This window comes from Klebsiella oxytoca NBRC 105695 (assembly GCF_001598695.1).
Taxonomy (GTDB): domain Bacteria; phylum Pseudomonadota; class Gammaproteobacteria; order Enterobacterales; family Enterobacteriaceae; genus Klebsiella; species Klebsiella oxytoca.
This window is the reverse complement of the sequence record NZ_BCZK01000012.1, coordinates 55,827-79,998: the sequence shown is the minus strand read 5'-3', so window position 1 is coordinate 79,998 and position 24,172 is coordinate 55,827. Positions and strand designations below refer to the sequence as shown.

Sequence of the window (24,172 nt, the reverse complement as noted above, 5' to 3'; positions counted from 1 at the left end):
AAAGGTACGGAGAATAATATGAAACGTGCATTTATTATGGTGCTGGACTCATTCGGCATCGGTGCGACTGAAGACGCTGAACGCTTTGGCGACGTCGGTTCAGACACCATGGGCCATATTGCAGAAGCTTGTGCCAAAGGCGAGGCTGACAACGGCCGTAAAGGTCCGCTCAATTTGCCTAATCTGACCCGCCTGGGGCTGGTTAAGGCCCATGAAGGTTCTACCGGTAAAGTTGCAGCCGGTATGGACGGCAATGCGGAAGTTATCGGCGCTTACGCATGGGCGCATGAGCTCTCTTCCGGCAAAGACACCCCGTCAGGCCACTGGGAAATCGCCGGCGTGCCGGTTCTGTTTGACTGGGGCTACTTCCCTGAGCATGAAAACAGCTTCCCGCAGGAGCTGCTTGATAAACTGGTTAAGCGCGCAAATCTGCCGGGCTACCTCGGCAACTGCCACTCTTCCGGTACCGTTATCCTCGATCAACTGGGCGAAGAGCATATGAAAACCGGCAAGCCGATTTTCTATACCTCTGCTGACTCGGTGTTCCAGATTGCCTGCCATGAAGAGACCTTTGGTCTCGATAAGCTGTACGAACTGTGCGAAATCGCGCGTGAAGAGCTGACCGAAGGCGGCTACAACATCGGCCGCGTTATTGCGCGTCCGTTTATCGGCGACAAAGCCGGTCACTTCCAGCGCACCGGTAACCGCCACGATCTGGCCGTTGAGCCGCCGGCACCGACGGTGCTACAGAAGCTGGTTGACGAGAAAAAAGGGCAGGTGGTTTCGGTCGGTAAAATCGCCGACATCTATGCCAACTGCGGCATTACCAAAAAAGTGAAGGCGACCGGCCTGGATGCGCTGTTTGACGCCACCATTAAAGAGATGAAAGAAGCGGGGGACGAAACCATCGTCTTCACCAACTTCGTGGACTTCGACTCTTCCTGGGGCCATCGCCGCGATGTTGCTGGCTATGCTGCGGGCCTGGAGCTGTTCGATCGCCGTCTGCCGGAGCTGATGGAACTGGTAGGGGAAGATGACATTCTGATCCTGACCGCTGACCACGGCTGCGACCCGACCTGGACCGGTACTGACCATACCCGCGAACATATTCCGGTACTGATTTATGGCCCGAAAGTGAAGCCGGGTTCGCTGGGTCACCGCGAAACCTTCGCCGATATCGGCCAGACTCTGGCAACGTACTTCGGTACGTCTCCGATGGAATACGGCAAAAACATGCTGTGATTTTTTGCCCGGTGAGTCACGCTCACCGGGCCTTTTTTGTCAGCCTGATTAGGCGTAGCCGCCATCAGGTATAACATTCAGAAGGATTTAACGATGGCTACTCCACACATTAACGCAGAAATGGGCGATTTCGCTGACGTTGTGCTGATGCCTGGCGACCCGCTGCGCGCGAAGCACATTGCCGAAACTTTCCTTGAAGATATCCGTGAAGTAAACAACGTCCGCGGTATGCTGGGCTTCACCGGTACCTATAAAGGCCGCAAAATTTCCGTTATGGGTCACGGTATGGGTATCCCCTCCTGCTCCATTTATGCGAAAGAGCTGATCACCGACTTCGGCGTCAAAAAAATCATTCGCGTAGGCTCCTGCGGCGCGGTGCGTATGGACGTTAAACTGCGCGACGTGGTTATCGGCATGGGCGCCTGCACCGACTCTAAAGTTAACCGTATGCGTTTCAAAGACCACGACTTTGCGGCGATTGCCGACTTTGGCATGGTGCGTAACGCGGTTGACGCGGCAAAAGCGCTGGGCGTTGACGCTCGCGTGGGCAACATCTTCTCTGCTGATCTGTTTTATGCGCCGGACGGCGGTGAGATGTTCGACGTAATGGAAAAATACGGCATTCTGGGCGTGGAAATGGAAGCGGCCGGGATCTACGGCGTCGCGGCGGAATTCGGTGCGAAAGCGCTGACCATCTGCACCGTATCTGACCACATCCGTACCCACGAGCAGACCACGGCTGCTGAACGCCAGACGACCTTCAACGATATGATCAAAATCGCGCTGGAATCCGTTCTGCTGGGCGATAAAGAGTAATCATCTCTTCCTCCCTCTCCCTATGGGAGAGGGGCGACGTGATCTGACCGCACGTTAGCGTACCGCGCCGGCAATCCACGCCGACAGCTCACGCAGCTCTTTCTCCTGCTCCGGGAAATCAACGAATAAAGCCTCGCACTCCTGCTGCAGCATATCCGCGCGGTACAGGCAGCCCTGCAGTCGGGCGGCAAGCGCTTCCAGCGGTGCCGGGTTAAGGCTGTCGGTAAAGACCTGAGTGCGCGTGATATGGCCTTTTTCGACGTCGAAATGGAGCTCTACGCCGCCCCAGGTAAAACGTTCGTCCAGCAGATGGCTGAAAGCCGGTGCCTGGCCAAAGTTCCACTCCCAGCTGCTCTGGCGAGCAAAGGTCGCGGCAAAATTCGGCAGGTCCGGCATTTTCTCCGGGGAGATCACTTCTGCAGTGACGCGTTCGCCGTAATGGGCGAAAAACGCCTCCTGTATAGCCTCGCAGACCTGCTGATGGGTAATGCCCGGTAGCAGCTCGACCAGATTGGCTACGCGCCCGCGTACGGAGGTAATGCCTTTAGCCTGCAGCTTTTTCTTATCGGGATTGAGGTAGTTGGCCAGACGGCTTAAATCGGCGTTCAGCAGCAGCGTTCCGTGATGAAAGCCGCGATCCATCGTTTCGCGATAGGCGGAGCCGGAGACTTTTCGGTCGCCTTCAGCGGTTTTTACGACCAGATCGTTACGGCCTGAGGCTTCCGCCGTGACGCCCAGCGAATTCAGCGCCGTCAGGACGATATTCGTGGAAACGGTTTTATCGTACTCTGGCTTTCCGGCCATAAAGGTAAAGCAGGTATTGCCCAGATCGTGGAATACCGCGCCGCCGCCGCTGCTGCGACGCGCCAGGCGCACGTTGTCTTCTTCCATACGTCGGGTGTTGCACTCTTTCCACGGGTTTTGTGCGCGGCCAATGACCACCGTATCGGCGTTGCGCCACAGAAACAGCACCCGTTGAGTTGCGGGCATCTGGCGAAAAATGGACTCCTCAACCGCCAGATTGAACCAAGGGTCGTAAGAGTCAGAGAGCAGCAGGCGCAGCGTGGGCATAGCGATTTCCTTATTCTGATTCATCTTTATCTTCATCCTGCACCGGCTTATTGGCGGTGAGCAGGAAAGGCGATTGCTGCCAGCGGGTACGTTTTCCCTGCAGCAGGGTGCGCGTCAGGACGACGCCGATGGCCAGAGATAGCAGCAGCATCAGACGCAGGATATTGGTGGTATTATCGACCTGCTGCGCTTCGGTGGCTAACGTGTGGGTATCCAGCGTCAGGCGCAGGTAGCCGAGCGGCCCATTTTTACCCTGAACAGGCTCAACGATTTGCTGGTTGAAGTAGCCGCCCGCTTTTTTCCCGTCCAGCGCCAGCCGATCGCGTACCTCGACGCTTTCGCCGGAACGCGCCACCAGGTCACCCTGTTCGTCATACACGCCGGCGTCGAGGATCCGGCTTTTATGGGTAAGCTGGTCCAGCAGCTGGCTAATTCGCTTTTCGTCGGGCGTTTCGCTGTGCATCAGCGGCGCCAGGTTCAGCGTGACCTGCTGGGCGAGCGTGCGGGCCAGTTCTTCCAGCTGCGGATTGCGCTGCTTCTGACTGTTCTGGCTAAACCACGAAGCGCCCTGCATAAGGGCGACGAGGAGTGCGAGACAGATCAGAACTATCACCGCGCGATGCAGCCGGAATTTAAGTTTTGCGCGTACCATATTCCACCTTTGAAAATTTGCAGCTTAATGTTGCCAGAAGCGCTGGTTACAAGGTAGCCTCATGCGTTATTTTCCTCGCCTGAATGAAGTTATGTGGAGCCGTGATGCCAAACAGTTTGACCTGGTGCGACCTGCCTGAAGATGTTTCCCAGTGGCCTGGATTGCCGCTTTCCCTGAGCGGTGATGAGGTTATGCCGTTGGATTATCATGCCGGACGTAGCGGCTGGCTGCTGTATGGTCGCGGTCTCAACAAGCGTCGTCTGACCGAATGGCAACGGGAGCTGGGGGCGGCCCTGGTAATTGTTGCCTCCTGGGCGGTTGACGACTATCAGGTGATTCGTCTGGCTGGTTCGTTAACGCTACGAGCGACCCGTCTGGCCCATGAGGCCGGGTTTGACGTCGCGCCGCTGGGGAAAATCCCGCATTTACGCACGCCGGGCCTGCTGGTTATGGATATGGACTCGACGGCGATTCAGATCGAGTGCATTGATGAAATCGCCAAACTGGCTGGTACCGGCGAGCTGGTCTCTGAAGTGACCGAGCGCGCGATGCGCGGCGAACTTGATTTCACCGCCAGCCTGCGTCAGCGGGTAGCGACGCTGAAAGATGCCGATGCCAATATTCTTCTGCAGGTGCGTGAAACGCTGCCGCTGATGCCGGGGCTGACCCAGCTGGTGCTGAAGCTGGAAACGCTCGGCTGGAAGGTGGCGATCGCCTCCGGCGGCTTCACCTTCTTTGCCGAGTATTTGCGCGACAAGCTGCATCTCGACGCGGTGTTCGCCAACGAACTGGAGATCATGGACGGTAAGCTGACCGGCAACGTCATCGGCGATATCGTCGATGCGAAATATAAAGCCAGTACGCTGCGTAAACTGGCGGAAAAGTATGAAATCCCGCCGGCGCAAACCGTCGCTATTGGCGATGGCGCAAACGATCTGCCGATGATTAAAGCGGCAGGACTCGGCATCGCCTATCATGCTAAGCCCAAAGTGAATGAACTGGCGGAAGTGACAATCCGCCACGCTGACCTGATGGGGGTATTCTGTATTCTCTCCGGCAGCATGAATCAAAAGTAAGAGGTTAACGTGGCGAAAGCTCCAAAACGCGCATTTGTCTGTAATGAATGCGGTGCGGATTATCCGCGCTGGCAGGGGCAGTGCAGCGCCTGTCATGCCTGGAATACCATAACCGAGATGCGCATTGCCGCTTCGCCGCAGGTGGCAAGAAACGAACGCCTGTCAGGTTACGCCGGTAATGCCGGCGTATCGAAGGTGCAAAAGCTCTCCGATATCAGCCTCGAAGCGCTGCCGCGCTTTTCGACCGGATTTAAAGAATTTGACCGCGTGCTCGGCGGCGGCGTGGTGCCGGGAAGCGCGATTCTGATCGGCGGTAACCCTGGCGCGGGCAAGTCGACGCTGCTGCTGCAAACCCTGTGTAAGCTCTCCGAAGGCATGAAAACGCTCTACGTCACCGGGGAAGAGTCGCTTCAGCAGGTGGCGATGCGCGCTCACCGCTTAGGTCTGCCCACCGCCAACCTGAATATGCTGTCAGAAACCAGCATTGAGCAGATTTGCCAGATTGCCGACGAAGAAAAGCCGCAGCTGATGGTTATCGACTCCATCCAGGTGATGCATATGGCCGACGTGCAGTCATCGCCGGGCAGCGTGGCTCAGGTGCGCGAAACGGCGGCCTATTTAACGCGCTTTGCCAAGACGCGCGGCGTGGCGATCGTCATGGTCGGCCACGTGACCAAAGACGGCTCGCTGGCCGGGCCGAAAGTGCTGGAGCACTGTATTGACTGCTCCGTGCTGCTCGACGGCGACGCCGATTCTCGTTTTCGCACCTTGCGCAGCCATAAAAACCGCTTCGGCGCAGTCAACGAGCTGGGCGTATTCGCTATGACCGAGCAGGGGCTACGTGAAGTGAGCAACCCCTCGGCTATCTTCCTGAGCCGCGGTGACGAAGTGACTTCGGGCAGTTCGGTAATGGTGGTCTGGGAAGGTACCCGACCGCTGCTGGTGGAGATCCAGGCGCTGGTCGATCACTCAATGATGTCCAACCCGCGCCGCGTGGCGGTGGGGCTGGAGCAGAACCGTCTGGCGATCCTGCTGGCGGTACTGCATCGTCACGGTGGTCTGCAGATGGCTGACCAGGACGTGTTCGTCAACGTGGTTGGCGGTGTGAAGGTCACCGAAACCAGCGCCGACCTGGCGCTGCTGCTGGCGATGGTTTCCAGCCTGCGCGACCGTCCTCTGCCGCAGGACCTGGTGGTTTTCGGCGAAGTGGGTCTGGCGGGCGAAATTCGCCCGGTGCCGAGCGGCCAGGAGCGTATTTCCGAAGCGGCTAAGCATGGTTTTCGTCGGGCGATTGTGCCGGCCGCGAATGTGCCGAAAAAAGTGCCGGAAGGGATGCAAATCTTTGGCGTGAAAAAGCTTGCGGACGCGCTAAGCGTCTTTGACGACTTATAATAAGTTAAAAGGAGACTCGCCATGTCGTCATTTGACTATTTAAAAAGCGCCATAAAGCAGAAGGGCTGTACGCTACAGCAGGTGGCGGACGCCAGCGGAATGACAAAAGGCTACCTGAGCCAGCTGCTGAACGCCAAAATTAAAAGCCCCAGCGCGCAAAAGCTGGAAGCGCTGCACCGGTTTCTCGGGCTTGAGTTTCCGCGTCGGCAAAAAAGCGTTGGCGTGGTATTTGGTAAGTTTTACCCGCTGCACACCGGGCACATCTACTTGATTCAGCGCGCCTGTAGCCAGGTCGATGAGCTGCATATCATTATGGGCTACGACGATCCCCGCGATCGCGAGCTGTTTGAAAAGAGCGCGATGTCGCAGCAGCCGACCGTGCCTGACCGCCTGCGCTGGCTGCTGCAAACGTTCAAATATCAAAAAAATATCCGCATCCACGCCTTCAATGAAGAGGGAATGGAGCCTTATCCGCACGGCTGGGACGTCTGGAGCCGCGGGATCCGCGCCTTTATGAGCGAGAAGGGCATTGAGCCTAACTGGATCTACACCTCGGAAGAGGGCGACGCGCCGCAGTATCTGGATCATCTGGGGATTGAAACCGTTCTTATCGATCCTAAACGCACCTTTATGAACATCAGCGGCGGACAGATTCGTGAGAATCCGTTCCGCTATTGGGAATATATTCCTACCGAAGTGAAGCCCTTTTTCGTACGCACGGTGGCGATCCTCGGCGGTGAGTCGAGCGGGAAGTCGACGCTGGTGAATAAGCTTTCCAATATCTTTAATACCACCAGCGCCTGGGAGTATGGCCGCGACTACGTCTTTTCGCACCTCGGCGGCGATGAGATGGCGCTGCAATATTCCGACTATGACAAAATCGCTCTCGGTCATGCGCAGTATATTGATTTTGCAGTAAAATATGCCAATAAAGTGGCATTTATCGATACTGACTTTGTCAGTACTCAGGCGTTTTGTTTGAAGTATGAAGGGCGGGAACATCCCTTTGTTCAGGCGCTGATCGATGAGTATCGCTTCGACCTGGTCATTCTGCTGGAAAACAACACGCCGTGGGTAGCCGATGGCTTGCGAAGCCTTGGCAGCTCCGTAGACCGCAAAGAGTTCCAGTCGCTGCTGGTGTCGCTGCTCAGGGAGAACGAGATAGATTTTGTGCATGTGAAAGAGGCTGATTACGACGCCCGCTTCCTGCGCTGCGTTGAGCTGGTGAAAGAGATGATGGGCGAGCAGGGATAGGCCTTCTGCGGCCTGATGCCGCATGAATCCCTGGCCCGGCTAAGCGCAGCGTGAGCCGGGGAAATGGCTGAAGCGGTATTGCGGTTGGTTTCCCGGCTGGCGGCATGAATGCCTGAGCCGGGCTACAACACTCTCCCGGCGGGAGAGAGACAAATACTAAAAAGGGCAACCTGCGTTGCCCTTATGCTCTTATTTCGCAATACGTTTGTACTTGATACGCTTCGGCTCCAGCGCATCGGCGCCGAGGGTGCGTTTCTTATACTCTTCGTATTCGGTAAAGTTACCTTCGAAGAACTCCACCTTACCTTCATCCTGGTAGTCCAGAATGTGGGTCGCGATGCGGTCGAGGAACCAGCGGTCGTGCGAGATAACCATCGCGCAGCCCGGGAACTCCAGCAGGGCGTTTTCCAGCGCGCGCAGGGTTTCGATATCCAGGTCGTTGGTCGGTTCATCGAGCAGCAGGACGTTACCGCCAACCTGCAGCAGCTTCGCCAGGTGCAGACGACCGCGCTCACCGCCGGACAGTTCGCCAACGCGCTTGCCCTGGTCAACGCCTTTGAAGTTAAAGCGGCCCACGTAGGCGCGGCTCGGCATCTCGGTGTTGCCGATCTTCATGATATCCAGCCCGCCGGAAACTTCTTCCCACACGGTTTTGCTGTTGTCCATAGCGTCGCGGAACTGATCGACGGAGGCCAGCTTGACGGTTTCACCCAGGGTGATAGAACCGGCGTCAGGCTGTTCCTGACCGGACATCATGCGGAACAGGGTCGATTTACCCGCGCCGTTAGGACCGATGATGCCGACGATAGCGCCCTTCGGTACTGAGAAGCTCAGATCGTCAATCAGCACGCGGTCGCCGTAGGACTTACGCAGATTGCTGACTTCCACAACTTTATCCCCCAGACGCGGGCCTGGCGGAATAAACAGTTCGTTGGTTTCGTTACGTTTCTGATACTCGACGTTGTTAAGCTCTTCAAAGCGCGCCAGACGGGCCTTACCCTTAGACTGACGGCCCTTCGCGCCCTGACGGACCCACTCCAGCTCTTTCTCGATTGACTTACGACGCGCCGCTTCCTGAGAAGCTTCCTGCGCCAGACGCTGGTCTTTCTGCTCCAGCCAGGAGGAGTAGTTACCTTCCCACGGAATACCTTCGCCGCGGTCAAGCTCAAGGATCCAGCCGGCCACGTTGTCGAGGAAGTAACGGTCGTGGGTAATCGCCACCACGGTACCTTCGAAGTCGTGAAGGAAACGTTCCAGCCACGCTACGGATTCCGCATCCAGGTGGTTAGTCGGTTCGTCGAGCAGCAGCATGTCTGGCTTTTCGAGCAGCAGACGGCACAGCGCGACGCGGCGGCGTTCACCCCCGGAGAGATTGGCGATTTTCGCGTCCCAGTCCGGCAGACGCAGGGCATCTGCGGCGCGCTCCAGCTGCACGTTCAGGTTATGGCCGTCGTGCGCCTGGATAATCTCTTCAAACTTGCCCTGCTGAGCGGCGAGCTTGTCGAAGTCGGCATCCGGCTCAGCGTACTTCGCGTACACCTCGTCCAGACCTTTCAGCGCATTGACCACTTCGGCCACCGCCTCTTCAACCGACTCACGTACGGTCTGCTCTGGATTGAGCTGCGGCTCCTGCGGCAGATAGCCGATTTTCAGGCCAGGCTGCGGACGAGCTTCGCCTTCGATATCGGTATCAATGCCGGCCATGATGCGTAGCAGGGTAGACTTACCGGCGCCGTTCAGACCGAGAACACCGATTTTTGCGCCAGGGAAGAAGCTCAGGGAGATATTTTTCAGAATATGACGTTTCGGCGGAACCACTTTGCCGACACGATGCATGGTATAAACGAATTGAGCCACGTTGGACTTCGCCTCTCATTTATAATGATAGATAGTTTTCAAAGGCGAAGTGTAGCCTTTTTCGCGCTTTAATCCCAGCGAGGCGATGGGTTTCACAAAAGAGTAAAAAAATGTCCGGGACGTGGCGCGATTCGCGTTGTCTGATTAGCATATCTACGTAATACCTGAAATTTTTGCCCGCGGCATGATGCTGCTGTGATGTACCTGAATAGAGGAAGAGCTTGTGGAAAAAGCCAAAACTGTGACGTGGCGTCTTCTGGCCGCCGGCGTAAGTCTGCTGACGTTAAGCCAACTGGCGCATGCGGATTCACTGGATGAACAGCGCAGCCGCTATGCTCAAACTAAACAGGCATGGGACAACCGACAGATGGATGTCGTCAATCAGCTGATGCCCACCCTGACGACCTATCCGCTTTATCCTTATCTCCAGTATCGTCAGATAACCGACGATCTGATGAACCAACCGGCGCTGGTGGTCACCAATTTTATCGCCGCTAACCCTACGCTGCCTCCCGCACGATCGCTGAAATCCCGCTTTGTTAATGAACTGGCGCGTCGCGACGACTGGCGAGGCCTGCTGGCGTTTAGCCCGGAGAAACCGACCGGCACCGAAGCGCAGTGTAATTACTACTATGCGAAATGGAACGTTGGCCAGACTCAGGAAGCCTGGGATGGGGCGAAAGCGCTGTGGCTGAGCGGCAAAAGCCAGCCAAACGCCTGCGATCGGCTATTTGGCGCCTGGCGGGCCTCAGGTCAGCAGGATCCGTTGGCCTATCTTGAACGGATCCGTCTGGCGATGAAGGCGGGAAATACCAGCCTGGTAAGGGTTCTGGCCCAGCAGATGCCGTCCGATTATCAAACGATTGCGACGGCGGTTATCGCGCTGGCTAACGATCCGAATAGCGTTATGACCTTTGCCCGTACAACCGGCGCGACGGATTTTACCCGCCAGATGGCGGCGGTCGCCTTTGCCAGCGTTGCGCGGCAGGACGTGGAAAATGCGCGCCTGATGATCCCTTCATTAGCGCAGGCGCAGCAGCTTAATGAAGATCAAATCCAGGAGCTGCGTGACATCGTCGCCTGGCGACTGATGGGCAGTGACGTGACCGAAGAGCAGGCCATCTGGCGCGACGACGCTATCATGCGCTCCCAATCCACTTCGTTGGTGGAGCGCCGGGTACGTATGGCGCTTGGTCTTGGCGATCGTCGCGGCCTGAATACCTGGCTGGCGCGTTTGCCGATGGAAGCGAAAGAGAAGGATGAATGGCGCTACTGGCAGGCCGATCTGCTGCTGGAGCGCGGGCGCGATGATGAAGCGAAAGATATTCTGCGCTCGCTGATGCAGCAGCGCGGTTTCTACCCGATGGTCGCAGCCCAGCGCCTGGGCGAGGAGTACACTTTCCGTATTGATAAAGCTCCCGCTAATCTCGATCCGGCGCTGACCTCCGGGCCGGAAATGGCGCGAGTCCGCGAGCTCATGTACTGGAATATGGACAATACCGCCCGCAGCGAGTGGGCCAATCTGGTCACCAGCAAGACCAAAGATCAGCAGGCACAGCTGGCGCGTTACGCGTTTAATCAGAACTGGTGGGATCTCAGCGTTCAGGCCACGATCGCCGGGAAACTGTGGGATCAGCTGGAAGAGCGTTTCCCGCTGGCCTATAACGATCTTTTCAAACGCTACATCAGCGGGAAAGATATTCCGCAAAGCTACGCGATGGCCATTGCGCGTCAGGAGAGCGCCTGGAACCCGAAAGCCGGTTCACCGGTAGGTGCCCGCGGTCTGATGCAGATTATGCCGGGTACGGCGACGCATACGGTGAGCATGTTCAGTATCCCTGGCTATAGCGGTCCATCGCAGCTGCTGGATCCGGAAATGAACATCAACATTGGTACCAGCTATCTGCAGTATGTTTATCAGCAGTTTGGCAATAACCGTATCTTCGCCTCAGCGGCCTATAACGCCGGGCCAGGGCGGGTGCGCACGTGGCGGGGCAACAGCGGCGGCCGTATTGACGCGGTGGCGTTCGTCGAGAGCATTCCGTTCTCTGAAACGCGCGGTTACGTCAAAAACGTTTTGTCCTATGATGCCTACTATCGCTATTTTATGGGCCAGAAAGATGCTCTGCTGAGCGATGCGGAGTGGAAGCTGCGCTACTAGCGCTGTCGTTTTCGGGCAACATAGCAAAAGGCGATGTTGCCCGAAATCCGTAGAGTCCGGACAGAAGTATGTTATGCTTTGTACTCGTTAGTGAGTACATCCGACAGGTGGCGTAACATGACCCAACAATCCCCCTATTCAGCAGCGGTAGCCGAACAGCGTCATCAGGAGTGGCTGCGTTTTGTCGCGCTCTTACAGCAGGCGTACGCCGACGATCTTCATCTGCCGCTTTTACAGCTTATGCTGACCCCCGACGAGCGCGAGGCGCTGGGTACGCGGGTACGTATTATTGAAGAGCTGCTGCGCGGTGAGATGAGCCAGCGCGAGCTAAAAAATGAACTCGGCGCCGGCATCGCGACTATCACCCGCGGTTCGAACAGCCTCAAGTCAGCTCCGCCGGAGCTGCGTTTATGGCTGGAGCAGTCGTTGTTTAACGCTGGCGATAAATAGCGTTATGAAACGGACTTAGCGCCAGCACGACGGCCTGATGATAAACGCTGCTGCGGGTCAGTTTTCCGGCCGTAAATACGCCGATTGCGCCCTCTTTACGGCCAATTTCATCGATGCCGGTATGCTGAGACATCACTGGACCCAGCGCTTCCCCTGCCTGAACTTTTTCAAGAATGACCTGCGGCAGCGGTAGGGTTGCCGAGCGCGCTTCGCCGCGCAGGCTACCGTTATCGATGGTCACCCAGCTAAAAGTGCTGCCCTCGTCGATTCCGGCTTCAATGGCGACCCAGAAGTCCGCATTTGGCTGCGCAAGACGCGCGTTAGCCACGCGATTTCGTGCGCCAGCGCGCGTTTCGTCGCTACCAAAAGGCTGTTCCGGCACGCCGCTCTCGACGGAGACGGACTCAATGTGGCAGGATCCTTCGCCGAAGATCTCGTTGAAAGCCTGCAGAATTGCCTGAATTTTGGCGGGATTAGTGGTAGCTGAGACAACATGGTGCATAATCAAAATAACTCAGAATGACTTAACATCATCGCAGTATACTCCAAACCCTTCTTGTTGCAGGCGGCTATGCTTGAAGCGAGAGGGTTAAGAGCTCATAACGGATAATAAAGCATGTTACAGGTATACCTTGTTCGCCACGGTGAAACGCAGTGGAACGCCGAGCGACGTATTCAGGGCCAGTCCGACAGTCCGCTTACCGCCCACGGTGAGCGTCAGGCCTGGCAGGTAGGCGAGCGCGCCAGAACGCTGGGGATTACGCATATAATTGCCAGCGACTTAGGTCGGACGCGGCGTACCGCAGAAATCATCGCTGAAGCCTGCGGATGCAGCGTCATAACCGATTCACGCTTGCGTGAGCTGGATATGGGCGTGCTGGAAAAGCGCCATATTGACTCGCTAAGCGAAGAAGAAGAGGGCTGGCGTCGCCAGCTGGTCAACGGCACGCCCGATGGGCGTATCCCGCAGGGGGAATCGATGCAGGAGCTGAGCGAGCGTATGCATGCGGCGCTGGCATCTTGCCTGGAACTGCCCGCAGGCAGCCGGCCGCTGTTGGTGAGCCACGGCATGGCGCTGGGATGTCTGGTGAGTACGATTCTTGGTTTGCCGGCATACGCGGAGCGACGTCTGCGTCTGCGCAACTGCTCCATTTCCCGCGTTGACTATCAGCAGAGCCCCTGGCTGGCGTCAGGATGGGTAGTGGAAACCGCGGGGGATGTTTCGCATCTTGATGCCCCCGCGATGGATGAACTACAGCGTTAACGACGAATCGGGATCAGGTATTCGCAGCGTAGCTGAATGGGCGGTTCCTGATTCCGGCTTTCATCTTCCGGAAAGAAACGTTCGATATCCAGACCTTTACGGCGGGTGAGGTTGAGCATCGGCATGCAGGTGCCGTAAACCGTCAGAATAAATTCCTGTAACCCGGTACCCAATCCTTCGTAGGTAAACATCACGTACTCGCCGCCTTCCAGCGTCACCGGATGGGCGTTGTGCAGATGACCGTTAGCCAGCTCCGGCGTCAGCGCGGTGGTGTAGAACACCTCCTGCTCATCGTCTTTATCCATGCTGGGGCGCGGTTCGTGCAGGCCGTACAGCGTCGGGGGAATTGACGGCGTATTGGCGAGGAATTCACGCCAGAACTGAACGCGCATCTGATTACGGAAATCGGAGATCTCTTCCAGCTTACAGGTATAGCTCTGAGTGACGCCAACCAGCTGAGTGGTGTTCAGCGTGACGAATTCATACTGCGGCATGGTGAACTCGCCCAGACGCAGCGGAGGGCGCATACCGTAAGAACTCCAGTCTGGAGAGCGTCGATAGAGGGCTGGCGTCAGCGAAAACTGCTTTTTGAAAGCACGCGTAAACGTCTGCTGCGAATCAAAACGATACTGCAGCGCGATATCGAGAATCGGACGTGCGGTCAGGCGCAGGGCAACCGCTGACTTAGATAAGCGACGGGCGCGAATATAGGCACCGATGGCGTGGCCGGTGACGTCCTTGAACATTCTTTGCAGATGCCACTTGGAATAACCTGCCTTCGCTGCCACATTGTCCAGTGAGAGTGGCTGATCCAGGTGACCTTCCAGCCAGCTAAGGAGATCGCGAATAATCCCTGCTTGATCCATAAAATATCCCCATCCTTAAACTCAGGTGCCTGATACTAAAGGTAGCGGATAATAGCATTTTTTGATGTTTTAGCATTCAGTGTTTTTTTTGCTTTTAAATGCGATTATTCCACAAGTATCGGTGGTAATTTTGTAAAGCTGTGATCTATAAAACTTTTCTTCATAATGTGTGATTATCACTCAGCTAAATTTTTAAGAATGGTAACAATATGAAATACAAGAAGTTAGTTGCAGGAATGTTTTTACTGGCCGGCTGTCAGGTGGCCCAGGCGGAGCAAATCGGCTCCGTGGATACGGTATTTAAGTTTCTTGGTCCGGATCATAAAATCGTCGTGGAGGCCTTTGACGATCCGGATGTCCAGAACGTGACGTGCTACATCAGTCGCGCGAAAACCGGCGGAATTAAAGGCGGGTTAGGCCTGGCGGAAGATACCTCTGATGCCGCAATTTCCTGTCAGCAGGTGGGGCCCATTGAGCTGACGGATAAAATTAAAAACGGGAAAAAGCAGGGCGATGTGGTATTCCAGAAACGCACCTCGCTGGTTTTTAAAAAGCTGCAGGTCGTGCGTTTTTATGATGCGAAACGCAATGCGCTGGTCTATCTGACCTATTCAGATAAAATCGTTGATGGCTCGCCGAAGAATGCGCTTAGCGCCGTGCCGATTATGCCATGGAATAAATAACAGGGAACGCCGATGCAACAACCGCGGATCTGGTTGGTGGAAGATGAGCTCAGCATTGCCGATACGCTTGTCTACATGCTGCAACAGGAAGGATTTATCGTTACGGCGTTTGAGCGCGGGCTACCCGCTCTGGATGCCGCCCATCATCAAATACCCGATCTGGCGATCCTCGACGTCGGGCTGCCGGATATCAGCGGTTTTGAGCTATGCCGTCGTCTGCTGGCCCGCTATCCGGCGTTGCCGGTGTTGTTTCTGACGGCCCGCAGCGAAGAGGTGGATAAGCTGCTTGGCCTGGAAATCGGCGCCGATGATTATATCGCCAAGCCCTTTTCCCCTCGTGAAGTGTGCGCCAGGGTGCGCACCGTCCTGCGGCGGCTGCAAAAATTTGCCGCGCCTTCGCCGCTGCTACGGGTAGGGGAATTTACTCTGCATGACGCTGCGGCTCAGGTTACGTGGTGCGGACAGCCCCTGAATCTGACCCGCTATGAGTTTTTATTATTAAAAACGCTGCTTCACTCTCCCGGCCGCATTTTTTCTCGCCAGCTGCTGATGGAGCAAGTTTGGGGCGACGCGAACGAGAGCTTCGATCGCACCGTGGATACCCATATCAAAACGCTGCGCGCGAAGCTGCGAGAAGTTAACCCCAATATCTCCCCTATTAGTACGCATCGCGGCATGGGATACAGCCTTGGAGGTTAGATGCGCATCGGAATGCGGCTGCTGCTGGGCTATTTTTTGATTGTCGCTATCGCGGCCTGGTTTGTGCTTTCCATCTTTGTCCAGGAGATTAAGCCCGGGGTGCGGCGGGCAACGGAAGGTACGCTGATTGATACGGCCACCTTGCTTGCCGAGTTGGCCCGCGAGGATTTACTCTCCGCCGATCCCCAGCATGGGCGGCTGGCCCAGGCTTTCCAGTCGCTTCATCGACAACCGATTAACGCCAATATCGCCGGCATTAATAAAGTGCGTAACGAATATCATATCTATCTGACCGACGCGCAGGGCAAAGTGGTGTTTGATTCGGCGGGCAAAGCGCTGGGACAGGACTATTCGCGCTGGAACGATGTCTGGCTCACTTTACGCGGTCAATATGGGGCGCGCAGTACCCGCAGCGACCCGAACGACGACGACAGCTCGGTGATGTATATTGCCGCGCCGGTGAGCGACAATGGCCGGATCATTGGCGTGCTGAGCGTTGGAAAACCCAATCTGGCCATGGCGCCGGTAATCAAACGCAGCGAGCGCCGTATTCTGTGGGCCGGAGGCGCGCTGCTGGGTATCGCGCTACTGATCGGCGCCGGGATGGTGTGGTGGATTAATTTCTCCATCGGCAAGCTGGTTCGTTACGCGGACTCCGTGACCGCCGACCGCCCGGTTCCGTTGCCGGATGTCGGCGGCAGCGAACTGCGTAGGCTGGCGCAGGCGCTGGAGAGTATGCGCCTTAAGCTGGAAGGAAAAAACGCCATTGAAAACTACGTGTATGCCTTGACCCATGAGCTGAAGAGCCCGCTGGCGGCGATTCGCGGCGCAGCAGAAATCCTCCAGGAAGCGCCTCCGCCTGATATCGCCGCGCGTTTTACCCGTAATATCCTGGCGCAGAATGCGCGTATGCAGTCGCTAGTAGAAAATTTACTCCAGCAGGCCCGGCTGGAGAATCGGCTGGAGATCGCCAGGCGTCCCGTCTCTGTAGCGGCGCTTTTTCGCCGCCTTGCCGAGGAGCGAGAGATCGCGCTGGCGGCGAAAAACCTCAGGCTACGCTGGCAGGAGACAACCCTGACGGTTGAGGGCGATCGCGAACTTTTGGCGCAGGCGTTGGGCAATCTCATTGATAACGCTATCGATTTCACTCCTGTGGAAGGAGAGATCCTGCTTGGCGCGGAAGAAAACGATGGCGGCGTACTCTTGACCGTAAGCGATACGGGAAGCGGTGTTCCAGACTATGCGCTGGGGCGTATTTTTGAGCGTTTCTACTCACTGCCGCGCGACGATGGACATAAAAGCAGCGGCCTGGGGCTGGCATTTGTGCGTGAGGTTGCGCGCCTGCATCAGGGGGATATTCAGCTGATTAATCGCCCTGAAGGCGGGGCGTGCGCTTTGCTGAGACTTCACGCTCACTTCACATAGCTTCAAACTCTCCCCACATAGCCTCTTTATGGTGAGCGCATCACTAAGGAGAGGGCTATGTTGAAATCACCACTATTCTGGAAAATGAGCACCCTGCTGGGATGTATTTTACTGTTGTCGATCCCGCTGATGATTGTCAGACAGCTGATCGACGAACGCGCGGATTATCGTAGCGACGTCATTGAGGCTCTGGAGAGCAGCACCAGCGGGGCGCAGAAGCTGGCCGGGCCGCTCATCGCCATTCCCGTAACCGAGACGTTGACTCGGGTTGAGGGCAAAAAAACGGTCGAATATCAGAATCAATGGGTGCATTACTGGCTGCCGGAGACGCTGGCGGTTAACGGTAATCAGGACGTTGAATCCCGGCGGGTCGGTATCTATGAAGGGCAAATCTGGCACAATAATCTCAGCATCAAGGCGCATTTTGACCCGGCACGAATCACGGCGCTCAGGAAAAGTACGATTACGCTGGGGAGGCCATTTCTGGTCGTTAGCGTTAGCGATGCGCGCGGGATTGGCGAGATTAAGGCTCCTGAGGTCAACGGCGAGACGCTGTCCGTTGAGCCAGGGCCCGGCACTGGCGAGAGCGGAGAGGGCATTCATATGCCAATGCCGCTGTTGTTACCTGAACAAAAAGCGCTGGATATTGAATTCACACTTAATCTGAATGGTAGCGGCAGCTTCTCGGTGGTACCGCTTGGGCGCAACAGCACGCTACAGCTAACCAGCAACTGGCCGCATCCGGGATTCCTTGGCGATTTTTTACCCGGCAAGCGTGAGGTTAGCCCAACAGGCTATAGCGCACAGTGGCAAAGCACCTGGTTTGCCAACAATATGGCCAGGTTTTTTGTCGATGACCGGGAAATTGAGTGGCGTCAGCTACCTGCATTCAACGTGAATGTCACCACGCCTGCCGATCAATATCAGCTGACCGACAGGGCGACAAAATATGCCATTCTATTGATAGCACTGACATTTATGGCGTTCTTTGTGTTTGAAAGTTTAACCCTTTATCGTATGCACCCCATGCAGTATATGCTGGTGGGGCTGTCGCTGGTTATGTTCTATCTGGTGCTGCTGGCGCTGTCCGAACATATCGGCTTTACGTCATCATGGATTGCCGCCAGTTTGATCGGCGCGCTCATCAATGGCGTGTATCTTCAGGCGGTGCTGAAAGGGTGGCGGAATAGCTTTCTGTTCGTCTGTGCGCTACTGCTGCTGGATGGCATTATGTGGCTGCTGCTGCGTTCGGAAGATAGCGCATTATTGCTGGGTACCGGTGTGCTGCTGCTGGCGTTAAGTGCGCTTATGTTCCTGACTCGCCATGTTGACTGGTACGCGTTATCTCTGCCGAAAGCCAAAGATAATCAGCCAGGCGTTGGCGATGATGACGATAGGCTCAGGATCTGGAAATAAAAAAACGGCGCGAATAGCGCCGTTTTTACGTTATGACAGCAAGAAAAACGGAGTTATTCCTGCAGGTCGCCACAGAAGCGGTACCCCTCGCCATGAATGGTGGCGATAATTTCCGGGGTGTCCGGAGTGGACTCAAAATGCTTACGAATGCGACGGATGGTCACGTCCACGGTACGGTCGTGCGGCTTCAGCTCACGGCCGGTCATTTTCTTCAGCAGTTCTGCACGCGACTGGATTTTGCCCGGATTTTCGCAGAAGTGCAGCATGGCGCGGAATTCACTGCGCGGCAGCTTATACTGCTCACCATTTGGGCTTACCAGCGAACGGCTATTGATATCCAGCTCCCAGCCGTTGAACTTATAGCTTTCTACGCTGCGGCGTTCTTCGCTCACGGTACCCAGGTTCATGGTACGGGAGAGGAGGTTGCGAGCGCGGATCGTCAGTTCACGCGGGTTGAACGGTTTAGTGATATAGTCATCGGCGCCGATTTCGAGGCCAAGGATTTTATCCACTTCGTTATCGCGACCGGTGAGGAACATCAGCGCGACGTCCGCCTGCTCACGCAGCTCGCGTGCTAACAGGAGACCATTTTTGCCTGGCAGGTTGATATCCATGATCACCAGGTTGATATCATTTTCAGACAGGATCTGATGCATTTCCGCGCCATCGGTCGCTTCGAATACATCATAACCTTCTGCTTCGAAAATACTTTTTAACGTGTTGCGTGTTACCAACTCGTCTTCAACGATAAGAATGTGCGGGGTCTGCATGTTTGCTACCTAAATTGCCAACTAAATCGAAACAGGAAGTACCAAAGTCCCTGACCTGCCTGGTGCATGTCGCAAATTAACATGCCCGGCGTAACATGACTAAAGTACGTAATTGCGTTCTTGATGCACTTTCCATCAACGTCAACAACATCATTAGCTTGGTCGTGGGTACTTTCCCTCTGGACCCGACGGTGTCAAAAACGGCTGTCATCCTAACCATTTTAACAGCAACATAACAGGCTAAGTGAGGCATGACACCCAATAAAACTACGCTTCGTTGACATATATCAAGTTCAATTGTAGCACGTTAACAGTCATGTGAAATCATTGCATCTAAACCGGATTCATACTCACAATTCATACCCTGCTCAACTAGTTGCAATGAGAAAATAATAAACGTGGTGAATCCAAAGCTTCAAAACGTATTCGGGCATAAATCTCATTGCCAAACATACGGATAAAGCTGTTCTGTTAACATACTCTGTGTCATGGTGCCTTGGGAATAGTTTAGTTTTTTTTATGGGTGATAAAGCTCAAATTTAGTGATTTTTGTTGCAAATTTGTAAATTTACGGCGCGTAAAATGAAGGGGTGAATTGTCATTTCCACGCCTGGAAAAGCAAAAGAGAGAACGAATGCGTTTATCAATAGTATTAGTGTCCCCGGCGCGGGCAGAAAACGTGGGTGCGGCAGCCAGGGCAATGAAAACTATGGGGTTTAGAGATATGAGGATCGTCGATAGCGAGGCTCATTTGCAGCCTGCCGCGCGCTGGGTCGCGCACGGCTCCGGCGATATTCTCGATAATATTCAGACTTATGCCACTCTGGAGCAGGCGCTGCACGATGTCGATTTTACCGTCGCCACGACGGCCCGCAGCCGGGCTCGTTTTCACTACTACGCGACGCCGCAGCAGCTTTTACCGCTACTGGAAGAGAAAGCGCAGTGGATGCATCATGCCGCGCTGGTATTTGGCCGTGAAGATTCCGGTCTGACCAATGAAGAGCTGGCGCTTGCCGATGTGCTGACCGGCGTGCCGATGGCGGCAGACTATCCTTCGCTGAATCTGGGGCAGTCGGTGATGGTATATTGCTACCAGCTGACCTCTTTGCTGCAAAAAACCACGACCGTAGCCCCAGGCGTCGATGACAATCAGCTGCAGGCGTTACGTCTGCGCACGCTCGATCTGCTCAATCGCCTCGGCGTAGGCGACGATATAAAATTGACCGACTGGCTTCAGCAGCGAATAGGTCTTCTGCAGCAGCGAGACACCGCCATGCTGCATCGTTTACTGCATGATATTGAAAAAAACCTTCCAGAGTAAAGCTCTGCCATGTTGTTTCCACATAGTTTTATGTGCTAAAAAACAACGAAGAAATGCGTAAATACGGATGAAGTATCAGGTTGTTGTGGCGTATTGGCCAGGTGCATAAAAACCGGCTAAAAGTAGAAATTCATTGACTTACGTCGGCAGATACTTTAACCAATATAGGCACAGGACACAGACAGATAAAAATTACAGAGTACACAACATCCATGAATCGCATCGGCATGATCACCACGATTATCACCACCACTATTACCACAGGTAACGGTGCGGGCTGACGCGTACAGGAAACACAGAAAAAAGCCCGCACCTGAACAGTGCGGGCTTTTTTTTCGATAAAAAATCAAGGGGTCATAACCATGCGTGTGTTGAAGTTCGGCGGTACATCAGTGGCAAATGCAGAACGTTTTCTGCGTGTTGCCGATATTCTGGAAAGTAATGCCAGGCAGGGGCAGGTAGCGACCGTACTGTCTGCCCCGGCGAAGATCACTAACCACCTGGTTGCGATGATCGAAAAAACGATCGGCGGGCAGGATGCGTTGACCAATATCGCTGATGCCGAACGCATTTTCGCCGAACTTCTGCAAGGGCTCGCCGATGCTCAGCCGGGCTTTCCACACGCTCAGCTGAAGGTTTTTGTCGAGCAGGAATTTGCGCAAATCAAACACGTTCTGCACGGTATTAGCCTGCTTGGGCAGTGTCCGGATAGCGTTAACGCGTCCCTTATTTGCCGGGGTGAAAAGCTCTCAATCGCCATTATGGCCGGCTTGCTGGAAGCGCGCGGTCATAACGTCACGGTGATTAACCCGGTTGAAAAACTGCTTGCCGTTGGCCATTACCTCGAATCCACCGTAGATATCGCAGAGTCGACTCGTCGCATTGCCGCCAGCCAGATCCCGGCTGACCATATGGTGCTGATGGCGGGCTTTACCGCGGGTAACGAAAAGGGTGAGCTGGTGGTGCTGGGGCGTAACGGCTCTGACTACTCCGCAGCGGTACTGGCAGCCTGCCTGCGCGCCGACTGCTGTGAAATCTGGACCGACGTTGACGGCGTTTATACCTGCGATCCGCGTCAGGTCCCGGATGCGCGTCTGTTGAAGTCGATGTCCTATCAGGAAGCGATGGAGCTTTCCTACTTCGGCGCTAAAGTTTTGCACCCGCGTACTATCGCCCCCATCGCCCAGTTCCAGATCCCCTGTTTAATCAAAAATACCGGTAATCCGCAGGCGCCGGGTACGCTTATCGGCGGCAGCAGCGATGAAGACGATCTGCCGGTGAAAGGTATCTCTAATCTCAACAACATGGCGATGTTCAACGTCTCCGGTCCGGGGATGAAGGGGATGGTTGGCATGGCAGCGCGCGTGTTCGCCACTATGTCCCGCGCGGGAATTTCCGTCGTACTTATCACCCAATCCTCATCCGAATACAGCATCAGCTTCTGCGTGCCGCAGAGCGACTGCGCTCGGGCGAAGCGGGTAATGGAAGATGAATTTTATCTGGAGCTGAAAGAGGGGTTGCTTGAGCCGCTGTCGATCATGGAACGCCTGGCAATTATTTCGGTTGTCGGCGATGGCATGCGGACGCTACGCGGGATTTCCGCCAAATTCTTCGCTGCGCTGGCGCGCGCCAATATCAACATTGTGGCGATTGCACAGGGCTCTTCCGAGCGCTCCATCTCCGTTGTCGTCAGCAACGATGATGCGACTACCGGCGTTCGCGTGACGCACCAGATGCTGTTCAATACCGATCAGGTGATAGAAGTGTTTGTGATTGGCATCGGCGGCGTCGGCGGCGCGTTGATCGAACAGATTAAGCGCCAGCAGGGCTGGTTGAAGAGTAAACATATTGACCTGCGCGTTTGCGGGGTAGCCAACTCTCGCGCTTTACTGACCAACGTACACGGTCTGAACCTGGAACACTGGCGCGATGAGCTGGCGGAAGCCAAAGAGGCGTTCAACCTGGGACGACTCATTCGTCTGGTGAAAGAGTACCATCTGCTGAACCCAGTGATTGTCGACTGTACCTCCAGCCAGGCGGTGGCCGATCAGTATGCCGATTTCCTGCGCGAAGGCTTCCACGTGGTGACGCCGAACAAAAAGGCCAATACCTCATCGCTGGATTACTATCATCAGCTGCGTCATGCCGCGAGCAGCTCACGACGCAAGTTTCTCTACGACACCAACGTCGGCGCGGGGCTGCCGGTAATCGAAAACCTGCAAAATTTGCTGAATGCCGGTGATGAACTGCTGCACTTCTCCGGTATTCTGTCCGGCTCGCTGTCATTTATCTTCGGCAAGCTGGATGAGGGCGTAAGCTTCTCTGCCGCGACGAAGCTGGCGCGTGAGATGGGCTATACCGAACCGGATCCGCGCGACGATCTTTCTGGCGTTGATGTCGCGCGTAAGCTGCTGATTCTGGCTCGTGAAACCGGGCGAGAGCTGGAGCTGTCTGACATTATCGTAGAGCCGGCGCTGCCGGCGGATTTTGATGCCAGCGGCGATGTTGACAGCTTTATGGCGCGTCTGCCGTCACTGGATGATGAGTTTGCTTCACGGGTCGCTAAAGCGCGCGATGAAGGTAAAGTCTTGCGTTATGTTGGCAATATCGAAGAGGATGGCACCTGCCGCGTGAAAATTGCCGCGGTAGACGGCAACGATCCGCTGTTTAAAGTGAAAAACGGCGAGAATGCGCTGGCGTTTTACAGCCACTATTATCAGCCACTGCCGCTGGTGCTGCGCGGTTATGGCGCGGGGAATGATGTCACCGCGGCTGGCGTTTTTGCCGACCTGCTGCGTACCCTGTCATGGAAGTTAGGAGTTTAAGATGGTCAAAGTATATGCCCCGGCTTCCAGTGCCAACATGAGCGTCGGGTTTGACGTGCTGGGCGCGGCGGTAACGCCGGTCGACGGCACGCTGCTGGGGGACAACGTCTCGGTTGAAGCGGCGGCGAGCTTTAGCCTGCAAAACGTGGGTCGCTTCGCCAGTAAACTGCCGACGGCTGCGCAGGAGAATATCGTCTATCAATGCTGGGAGCGTTTTTGCCAGGAGATTGGCAAACAGGTACCGGTGGCGATGACGCTGGAAAAAAACATGCCGATTGGTTCCGGCCTGGGCTCCAGCGCCTGTTCCGTGGTTGCCGCGCTGGTGGCGATGAATGAATTCTGCGGTAAGCCGCTCAATGAGAGCCGAATGCTGGCGCTGATGGGCGAGATGGAAGGGCGGATTTCCGGCAGCATTCACTATGATAACGTCGCCCCTTGCTATCTGGGCGGGATTCAGCTGATGCTTGAGGAAAACGGCATCATCAGCCAGCAGATACCGGCATTTGATGAATGGCTGTGGGTGCTGGCCTATCCGGGGATTAAAGTCTCAACTGCGGAAGCGCGGGCCATTCTCCCGGCGCAGTATCGCCGTCAGGACTGTATTGCCCACGGTCGCCATCTGGCGGGCTTTATTCACGCCTGCTATAGCCGTCAGCCTCAGCTGGCGGCGAAGTTGATGAAAGATGTCATTGCCGAACCGTATCGTACCAAACTACTGCCGGGCTTCAGCGAAGCGCGTCAGGCAGCAATGGAAATTGGCGCGCAGGCGTGCGGCATTTCCGGTTCCGGTCCAACGTTGTTTGCATTATGCGATAAACCGGAAACCGCGCAGCGCGTCGCCGACTGGCTGGCTACGCACTATCTGCAAAATAAGGAAGGCTTCGTTCATATTTGCCGGCTGGACACGGCGGGCGCTCGAGTAGTGGGATAAC

At 55.6% G+C, this 24,172-nt stretch carries 23 protein-coding genes and 1 other annotated feature; of the genes, 17 read left to right on the top strand and 6 right to left on the bottom strand.

What is annotated here, in order from left to right:
- Positions 1-18: 18 nt before the first annotated feature.
- A complete protein-coding gene (deoB, locus tag KO1_RS19825; RefSeq protein WP_004108462.1) occupies positions 19-1,242 on the top strand; it encodes a phosphopentomutase in 1,224 nt (407 codons plus the stop codon).
- Positions 1,243-1,335: 93 nt separating this feature from the next.
- Positions 1,336-2,058, top strand: coding sequence for a purine-nucleoside phosphorylase (gene deoD, locus KO1_RS19820; protein ID WP_004108460.1), 723 nt, complete (start codon positions 1,336-1,338; stop codon positions 2,056-2,058).
- A 54-nt stretch (positions 2,059-2,112) separates the two neighbouring features.
- On the opposite strand, the gene lplA is transcribed toward deoD, so the two are convergent.
- Together lplA and KO1_RS19810 are read right to left on the bottom strand one after the other, a co-directional pair.
- On the bottom strand, positions 2,113-3,129 hold the full coding sequence (lplA, locus tag KO1_RS19815) for a lipoate--protein ligase (protein WP_004110384.1): 1,017 nt from the start codon (positions 3,127-3,129) through the stop codon (positions 2,113-2,115).
- 10 nt (positions 3,130-3,139) lie between these two features.
- On the bottom strand, positions 3,140-3,781 hold the full coding sequence (locus KO1_RS19810; protein ID WP_004108456.1) for a YtjB family periplasmic protein: 642 nt from the start codon (positions 3,779-3,781) through the stop codon (positions 3,140-3,142).
- Positions 3,782-3,885: 104 nt separating this feature from the next.
- Between KO1_RS19810 and serB the strand changes: the two genes are divergently transcribed.
- The 3 genes from serB to nadR are packed head-to-tail and all read left to right on the top strand — an operon-like array spanning position 3,886 to position 7,503.
- Complete coding sequence (gene serB, locus KO1_RS19805) at positions 3,886-4,857, top strand: phosphoserine phosphatase (protein WP_004108454.1); 972 nt, start codon at positions 3,886-3,888, stop codon at positions 4,855-4,857.
- 9 nt (positions 4,858-4,866) lie between these two features.
- The gene (gene radA, locus KO1_RS19800) at positions 4,867-6,249 is read left to right on the top strand and encodes a DNA repair protein RadA (RefSeq protein WP_004110386.1); all 1,383 of its coding nucleotides are present in this window, start codon (positions 4,867-4,869) and stop codon (positions 6,247-6,249) included.
- Positions 6,250-6,270: 21 nt separating this feature from the next.
- Complete coding sequence (nadR, locus tag KO1_RS19795) at positions 6,271-7,503, top strand: multifunctional transcriptional regulator/nicotinamide-nucleotide adenylyltransferase/ribosylnicotinamide kinase NadR (RefSeq protein ID WP_004108450.1); 1,233 nt, start codon at positions 6,271-6,273, stop codon at positions 7,501-7,503.
- A 189-nt stretch (positions 7,504-7,692) separates the two neighbouring features.
- Here nadR and ettA read toward each other — a convergent pair whose 3' ends face one another.
- Positions 7,693-9,360, bottom strand: a complete 1,668-nt coding sequence (gene ettA, locus KO1_RS19790) for an energy-dependent translational throttle protein EttA (RefSeq protein WP_004108448.1) — start codon at positions 9,358-9,360, stop codon at positions 7,693-7,695.
- Positions 9,361-9,583: 223 nt separating this feature from the next.
- Between ettA and sltY the strand changes: the two genes are divergently transcribed.
- Both sltY and trpR read left to right on the top strand, forming a co-directional pair.
- Entirely contained in the window at positions 9,584-11,521 is a 1,938-nt protein-coding gene (gene sltY, locus KO1_RS19785) for a murein transglycosylase (RefSeq protein ID WP_004108446.1), read from the top strand.
- A 117-nt stretch (positions 11,522-11,638) separates the two neighbouring features.
- Positions 11,639-11,971, top strand: a complete 333-nt coding sequence (gene trpR, locus KO1_RS19780; RefSeq protein WP_004108439.1) for a trp operon repressor — start codon at positions 11,639-11,641, stop codon at positions 11,969-11,971.
- Here trpR and yjjX read toward each other — a convergent pair.
- Positions 11,952-12,473, bottom strand: coding sequence for an inosine/xanthosine triphosphatase (yjjX, locus tag KO1_RS19775; protein WP_004110389.1), 522 nt, complete (start codon positions 12,471-12,473; stop codon positions 11,952-11,954). The genes trpR and yjjX overlap by 20 nt on opposite strands.
- Before the next feature lie 114 nt (positions 12,474-12,587).
- Between yjjX and gpmB the strand changes: the two genes are divergently transcribed.
- Positions 12,588-13,235 (top strand): 2,3-diphosphoglycerate-dependent phosphoglycerate mutase GpmB, encoded by a 648-nt coding sequence (gene gpmB, locus KO1_RS19770; protein WP_004108435.1) that lies wholly within the window; start codon positions 12,588-12,590, stop codon positions 13,233-13,235.
- Here the strand turns inward: gpmB and robA are convergent.
- Positions 13,232-14,101: an MDR efflux pump AcrAB transcriptional activator RobA gene (robA, locus tag KO1_RS19765; RefSeq protein ID WP_004108433.1), complete on the bottom strand. Its 870-nt coding sequence runs from the start codon at positions 14,099-14,101 to the stop codon at positions 13,232-13,234. The two genes, gpmB and robA, sit on opposite strands and share 4 nt — an antisense overlap.
- A gap of 209 nt (positions 14,102-14,310) precedes the next feature.
- On the opposite strand from robA, the gene creA reads away from it, so the two are divergent.
- From creA to creD, 4 genes are read left to right on the top strand one after another with little or no spacing between them, the layout of a single operon-like run.
- Entirely contained in the window at positions 14,311-14,784 is a 474-nt protein-coding gene (gene creA, locus KO1_RS19760; protein ID WP_004110391.1) for a protein CreA, read from the top strand.
- 12 nt (positions 14,785-14,796) lie between these two features.
- Complete coding sequence (gene creB / locus KO1_RS19755; protein WP_004108429.1) at positions 14,797-15,483, top strand: two-component system response regulator CreB; 687 nt, start codon at positions 14,797-14,799, stop codon at positions 15,481-15,483.
- Positions 15,484-16,908, top strand: coding sequence for a two-component system sensor histidine kinase CreC (creC, locus tag KO1_RS19750; protein ID WP_024273701.1), 1,425 nt, complete (start codon positions 15,484-15,486; stop codon positions 16,906-16,908).
- 57 nt (positions 16,909-16,965) lie between these two features.
- On the top strand, positions 16,966-18,324 hold the full coding sequence (creD, locus tag KO1_RS19745) for a cell envelope integrity protein CreD (protein WP_024273702.1): 1,359 nt from the start codon (positions 16,966-16,968) through the stop codon (positions 18,322-18,324).
- A 53-nt stretch (positions 18,325-18,377) separates the two neighbouring features.
- Here the strand turns inward: creD and arcA are convergent, their stop codons facing one another.
- Positions 18,378-19,094 carry a two-component system response regulator ArcA gene (arcA, locus tag KO1_RS19740; protein WP_002887843.1) on the bottom strand — a complete coding sequence of 239 codons (717 nt, stop codon included), beginning with the start codon at positions 19,092-19,094 and terminating at the stop codon, positions 18,378-18,380.
- 95 nt (positions 19,095-19,189) lie between these two features.
- Here arcA and yjjY point away from each other — a divergent pair, with 95 nt between their 5' ends.
- From yjjY to thrB, 5 genes are all read left to right on the top strand, one after another.
- Positions 19,190-19,330, top strand: coding sequence for a YjjY family protein (yjjY, locus tag KO1_RS28295; RefSeq protein WP_001541509.1), 141 nt, complete (start codon positions 19,190-19,192; stop codon positions 19,328-19,330).
- A gap of 398 nt (positions 19,331-19,728) precedes the next feature.
- The gene (locus KO1_RS19735) at positions 19,729-20,415 is read left to right on the top strand and encodes a tRNA/rRNA methyltransferase (RefSeq protein WP_064407091.1); all 687 of its coding nucleotides are present in this window, start codon (positions 19,729-19,731) and stop codon (positions 20,413-20,415) included.
- A 212-nt stretch (positions 20,416-20,627) separates the two neighbouring features.
- On the top strand, positions 20,628-20,696 hold the full coding sequence (thrL, locus tag KO1_RS27490; RefSeq protein WP_004222578.1) for a thr operon leader peptide: 69 nt from the start codon (positions 20,628-20,630) through the stop codon (positions 20,694-20,696).
- Positions 20,635-20,752, top strand: a sequence feature (Thr leader region). Its footprint overlaps the gene before it by 62 nt.
- A gap of 25 nt (positions 20,753-20,777) precedes the next feature.
- A complete protein-coding gene (gene thrA / locus KO1_RS19730) occupies positions 20,778-23,240 on the top strand; it encodes a bifunctional aspartate kinase/homoserine dehydrogenase I (protein ID WP_023320300.1) in 2,463 nt (820 codons plus the stop codon).
- A 1-nt stretch (position 23,241) separates the two neighbouring features.
- Positions 23,242-24,171: a homoserine kinase gene (gene thrB / locus KO1_RS19725; RefSeq protein WP_004110407.1), complete on the top strand. Its 930-nt coding sequence runs from the start codon at positions 23,242-23,244 to the stop codon at positions 24,169-24,171.
- Position 24,172: the final 1 nt, after the last annotated feature.

Excerpts from the sequence above, each read along its gene's own strand:
- creB (WP_004108429.1), top strand. The coding sequence starts at position 14,797 with ATGCAACAACCGCGGATCTGGTTGGTGGAAGATGAGCTCAGCATTGCC.
- creC (WP_024273701.1), top strand. The coding sequence starts at position 15,484 with ATGCGCATCGGAATGCGGCTGCTGCTGGGCTATTTTTTGATTGTCGCT.
- serB (WP_004108454.1), top strand. The coding sequence starts at position 3,886 with ATGCCAAACAGTTTGACCTGGTGCGACCTGCCTGAAGATGTTTCCCAG.
- creA (WP_004110391.1), top strand. The coding sequence starts at position 14,311 with ATGAAATACAAGAAGTTAGTTGCAGGAATGTTTTTACTGGCCGGCTGT.
- KO1_RS19810 (WP_004108456.1), bottom strand. The coding sequence starts at position 3,781 with ATGGTACGCGCAAAACTTAAATTCCGGCTGCATCGCGCGGTGATAGTT.
- thrA (WP_023320300.1), top strand. The coding sequence starts at position 20,778 with ATGCGTGTGTTGAAGTTCGGCGGTACATCAGTGGCAAATGCAGAACGT.
- thrB (WP_004110407.1), top strand. The coding sequence starts at position 23,242 with ATGGTCAAAGTATATGCCCCGGCTTCCAGTGCCAACATGAGCGTCGGG.
- deoD (WP_004108460.1), top strand. The coding sequence starts at position 1,336 with ATGGCTACTCCACACATTAACGCAGAAATGGGCGATTTCGCTGACGTT.
- yjjY (WP_001541509.1), top strand. The coding sequence starts at position 19,190 with ATGACTAAAGTACGTAATTGCGTTCTTGATGCACTTTCCATCAACGTC.
- creD (WP_024273702.1), top strand. The coding sequence starts at position 16,966 with ATGTTGAAATCACCACTATTCTGGAAAATGAGCACCCTGCTGGGATGT.
- arcA (WP_002887843.1), bottom strand. The coding sequence starts at position 19,094 with ATGCAGACCCCGCACATTCTTATCGTTGAAGACGAGTTGGTAACACGC.
- nadR (WP_004108450.1), top strand. The coding sequence starts at position 6,271 with ATGTCGTCATTTGACTATTTAAAAAGCGCCATAAAGCAGAAGGGCTGT.
- gpmB (WP_004108435.1), top strand. The coding sequence starts at position 12,588 with ATGTTACAGGTATACCTTGTTCGCCACGGTGAAACGCAGTGGAACGCC.
- KO1_RS19735 (WP_064407091.1), top strand. The coding sequence starts at position 19,729 with ATGCGTTTATCAATAGTATTAGTGTCCCCGGCGCGGGCAGAAAACGTG.
- lplA (WP_004110384.1), bottom strand. The coding sequence starts at position 3,129 with ATGCCCACGCTGCGCCTGCTGCTCTCTGACTCTTACGACCCTTGGTTC.
- trpR (WP_004108439.1), top strand. The coding sequence starts at position 11,639 with ATGACCCAACAATCCCCCTATTCAGCAGCGGTAGCCGAACAGCGTCAT.
- yjjX (WP_004110389.1), bottom strand. The coding sequence starts at position 12,473 with ATGCACCATGTTGTCTCAGCTACCACTAATCCCGCCAAAATTCAGGCA.
- robA (WP_004108433.1), bottom strand. The coding sequence starts at position 14,101 with ATGGATCAAGCAGGGATTATTCGCGATCTCCTTAGCTGGCTGGAAGGT.
- deoB (WP_004108462.1), top strand. The coding sequence starts at position 19 with ATGAAACGTGCATTTATTATGGTGCTGGACTCATTCGGCATCGGTGCG.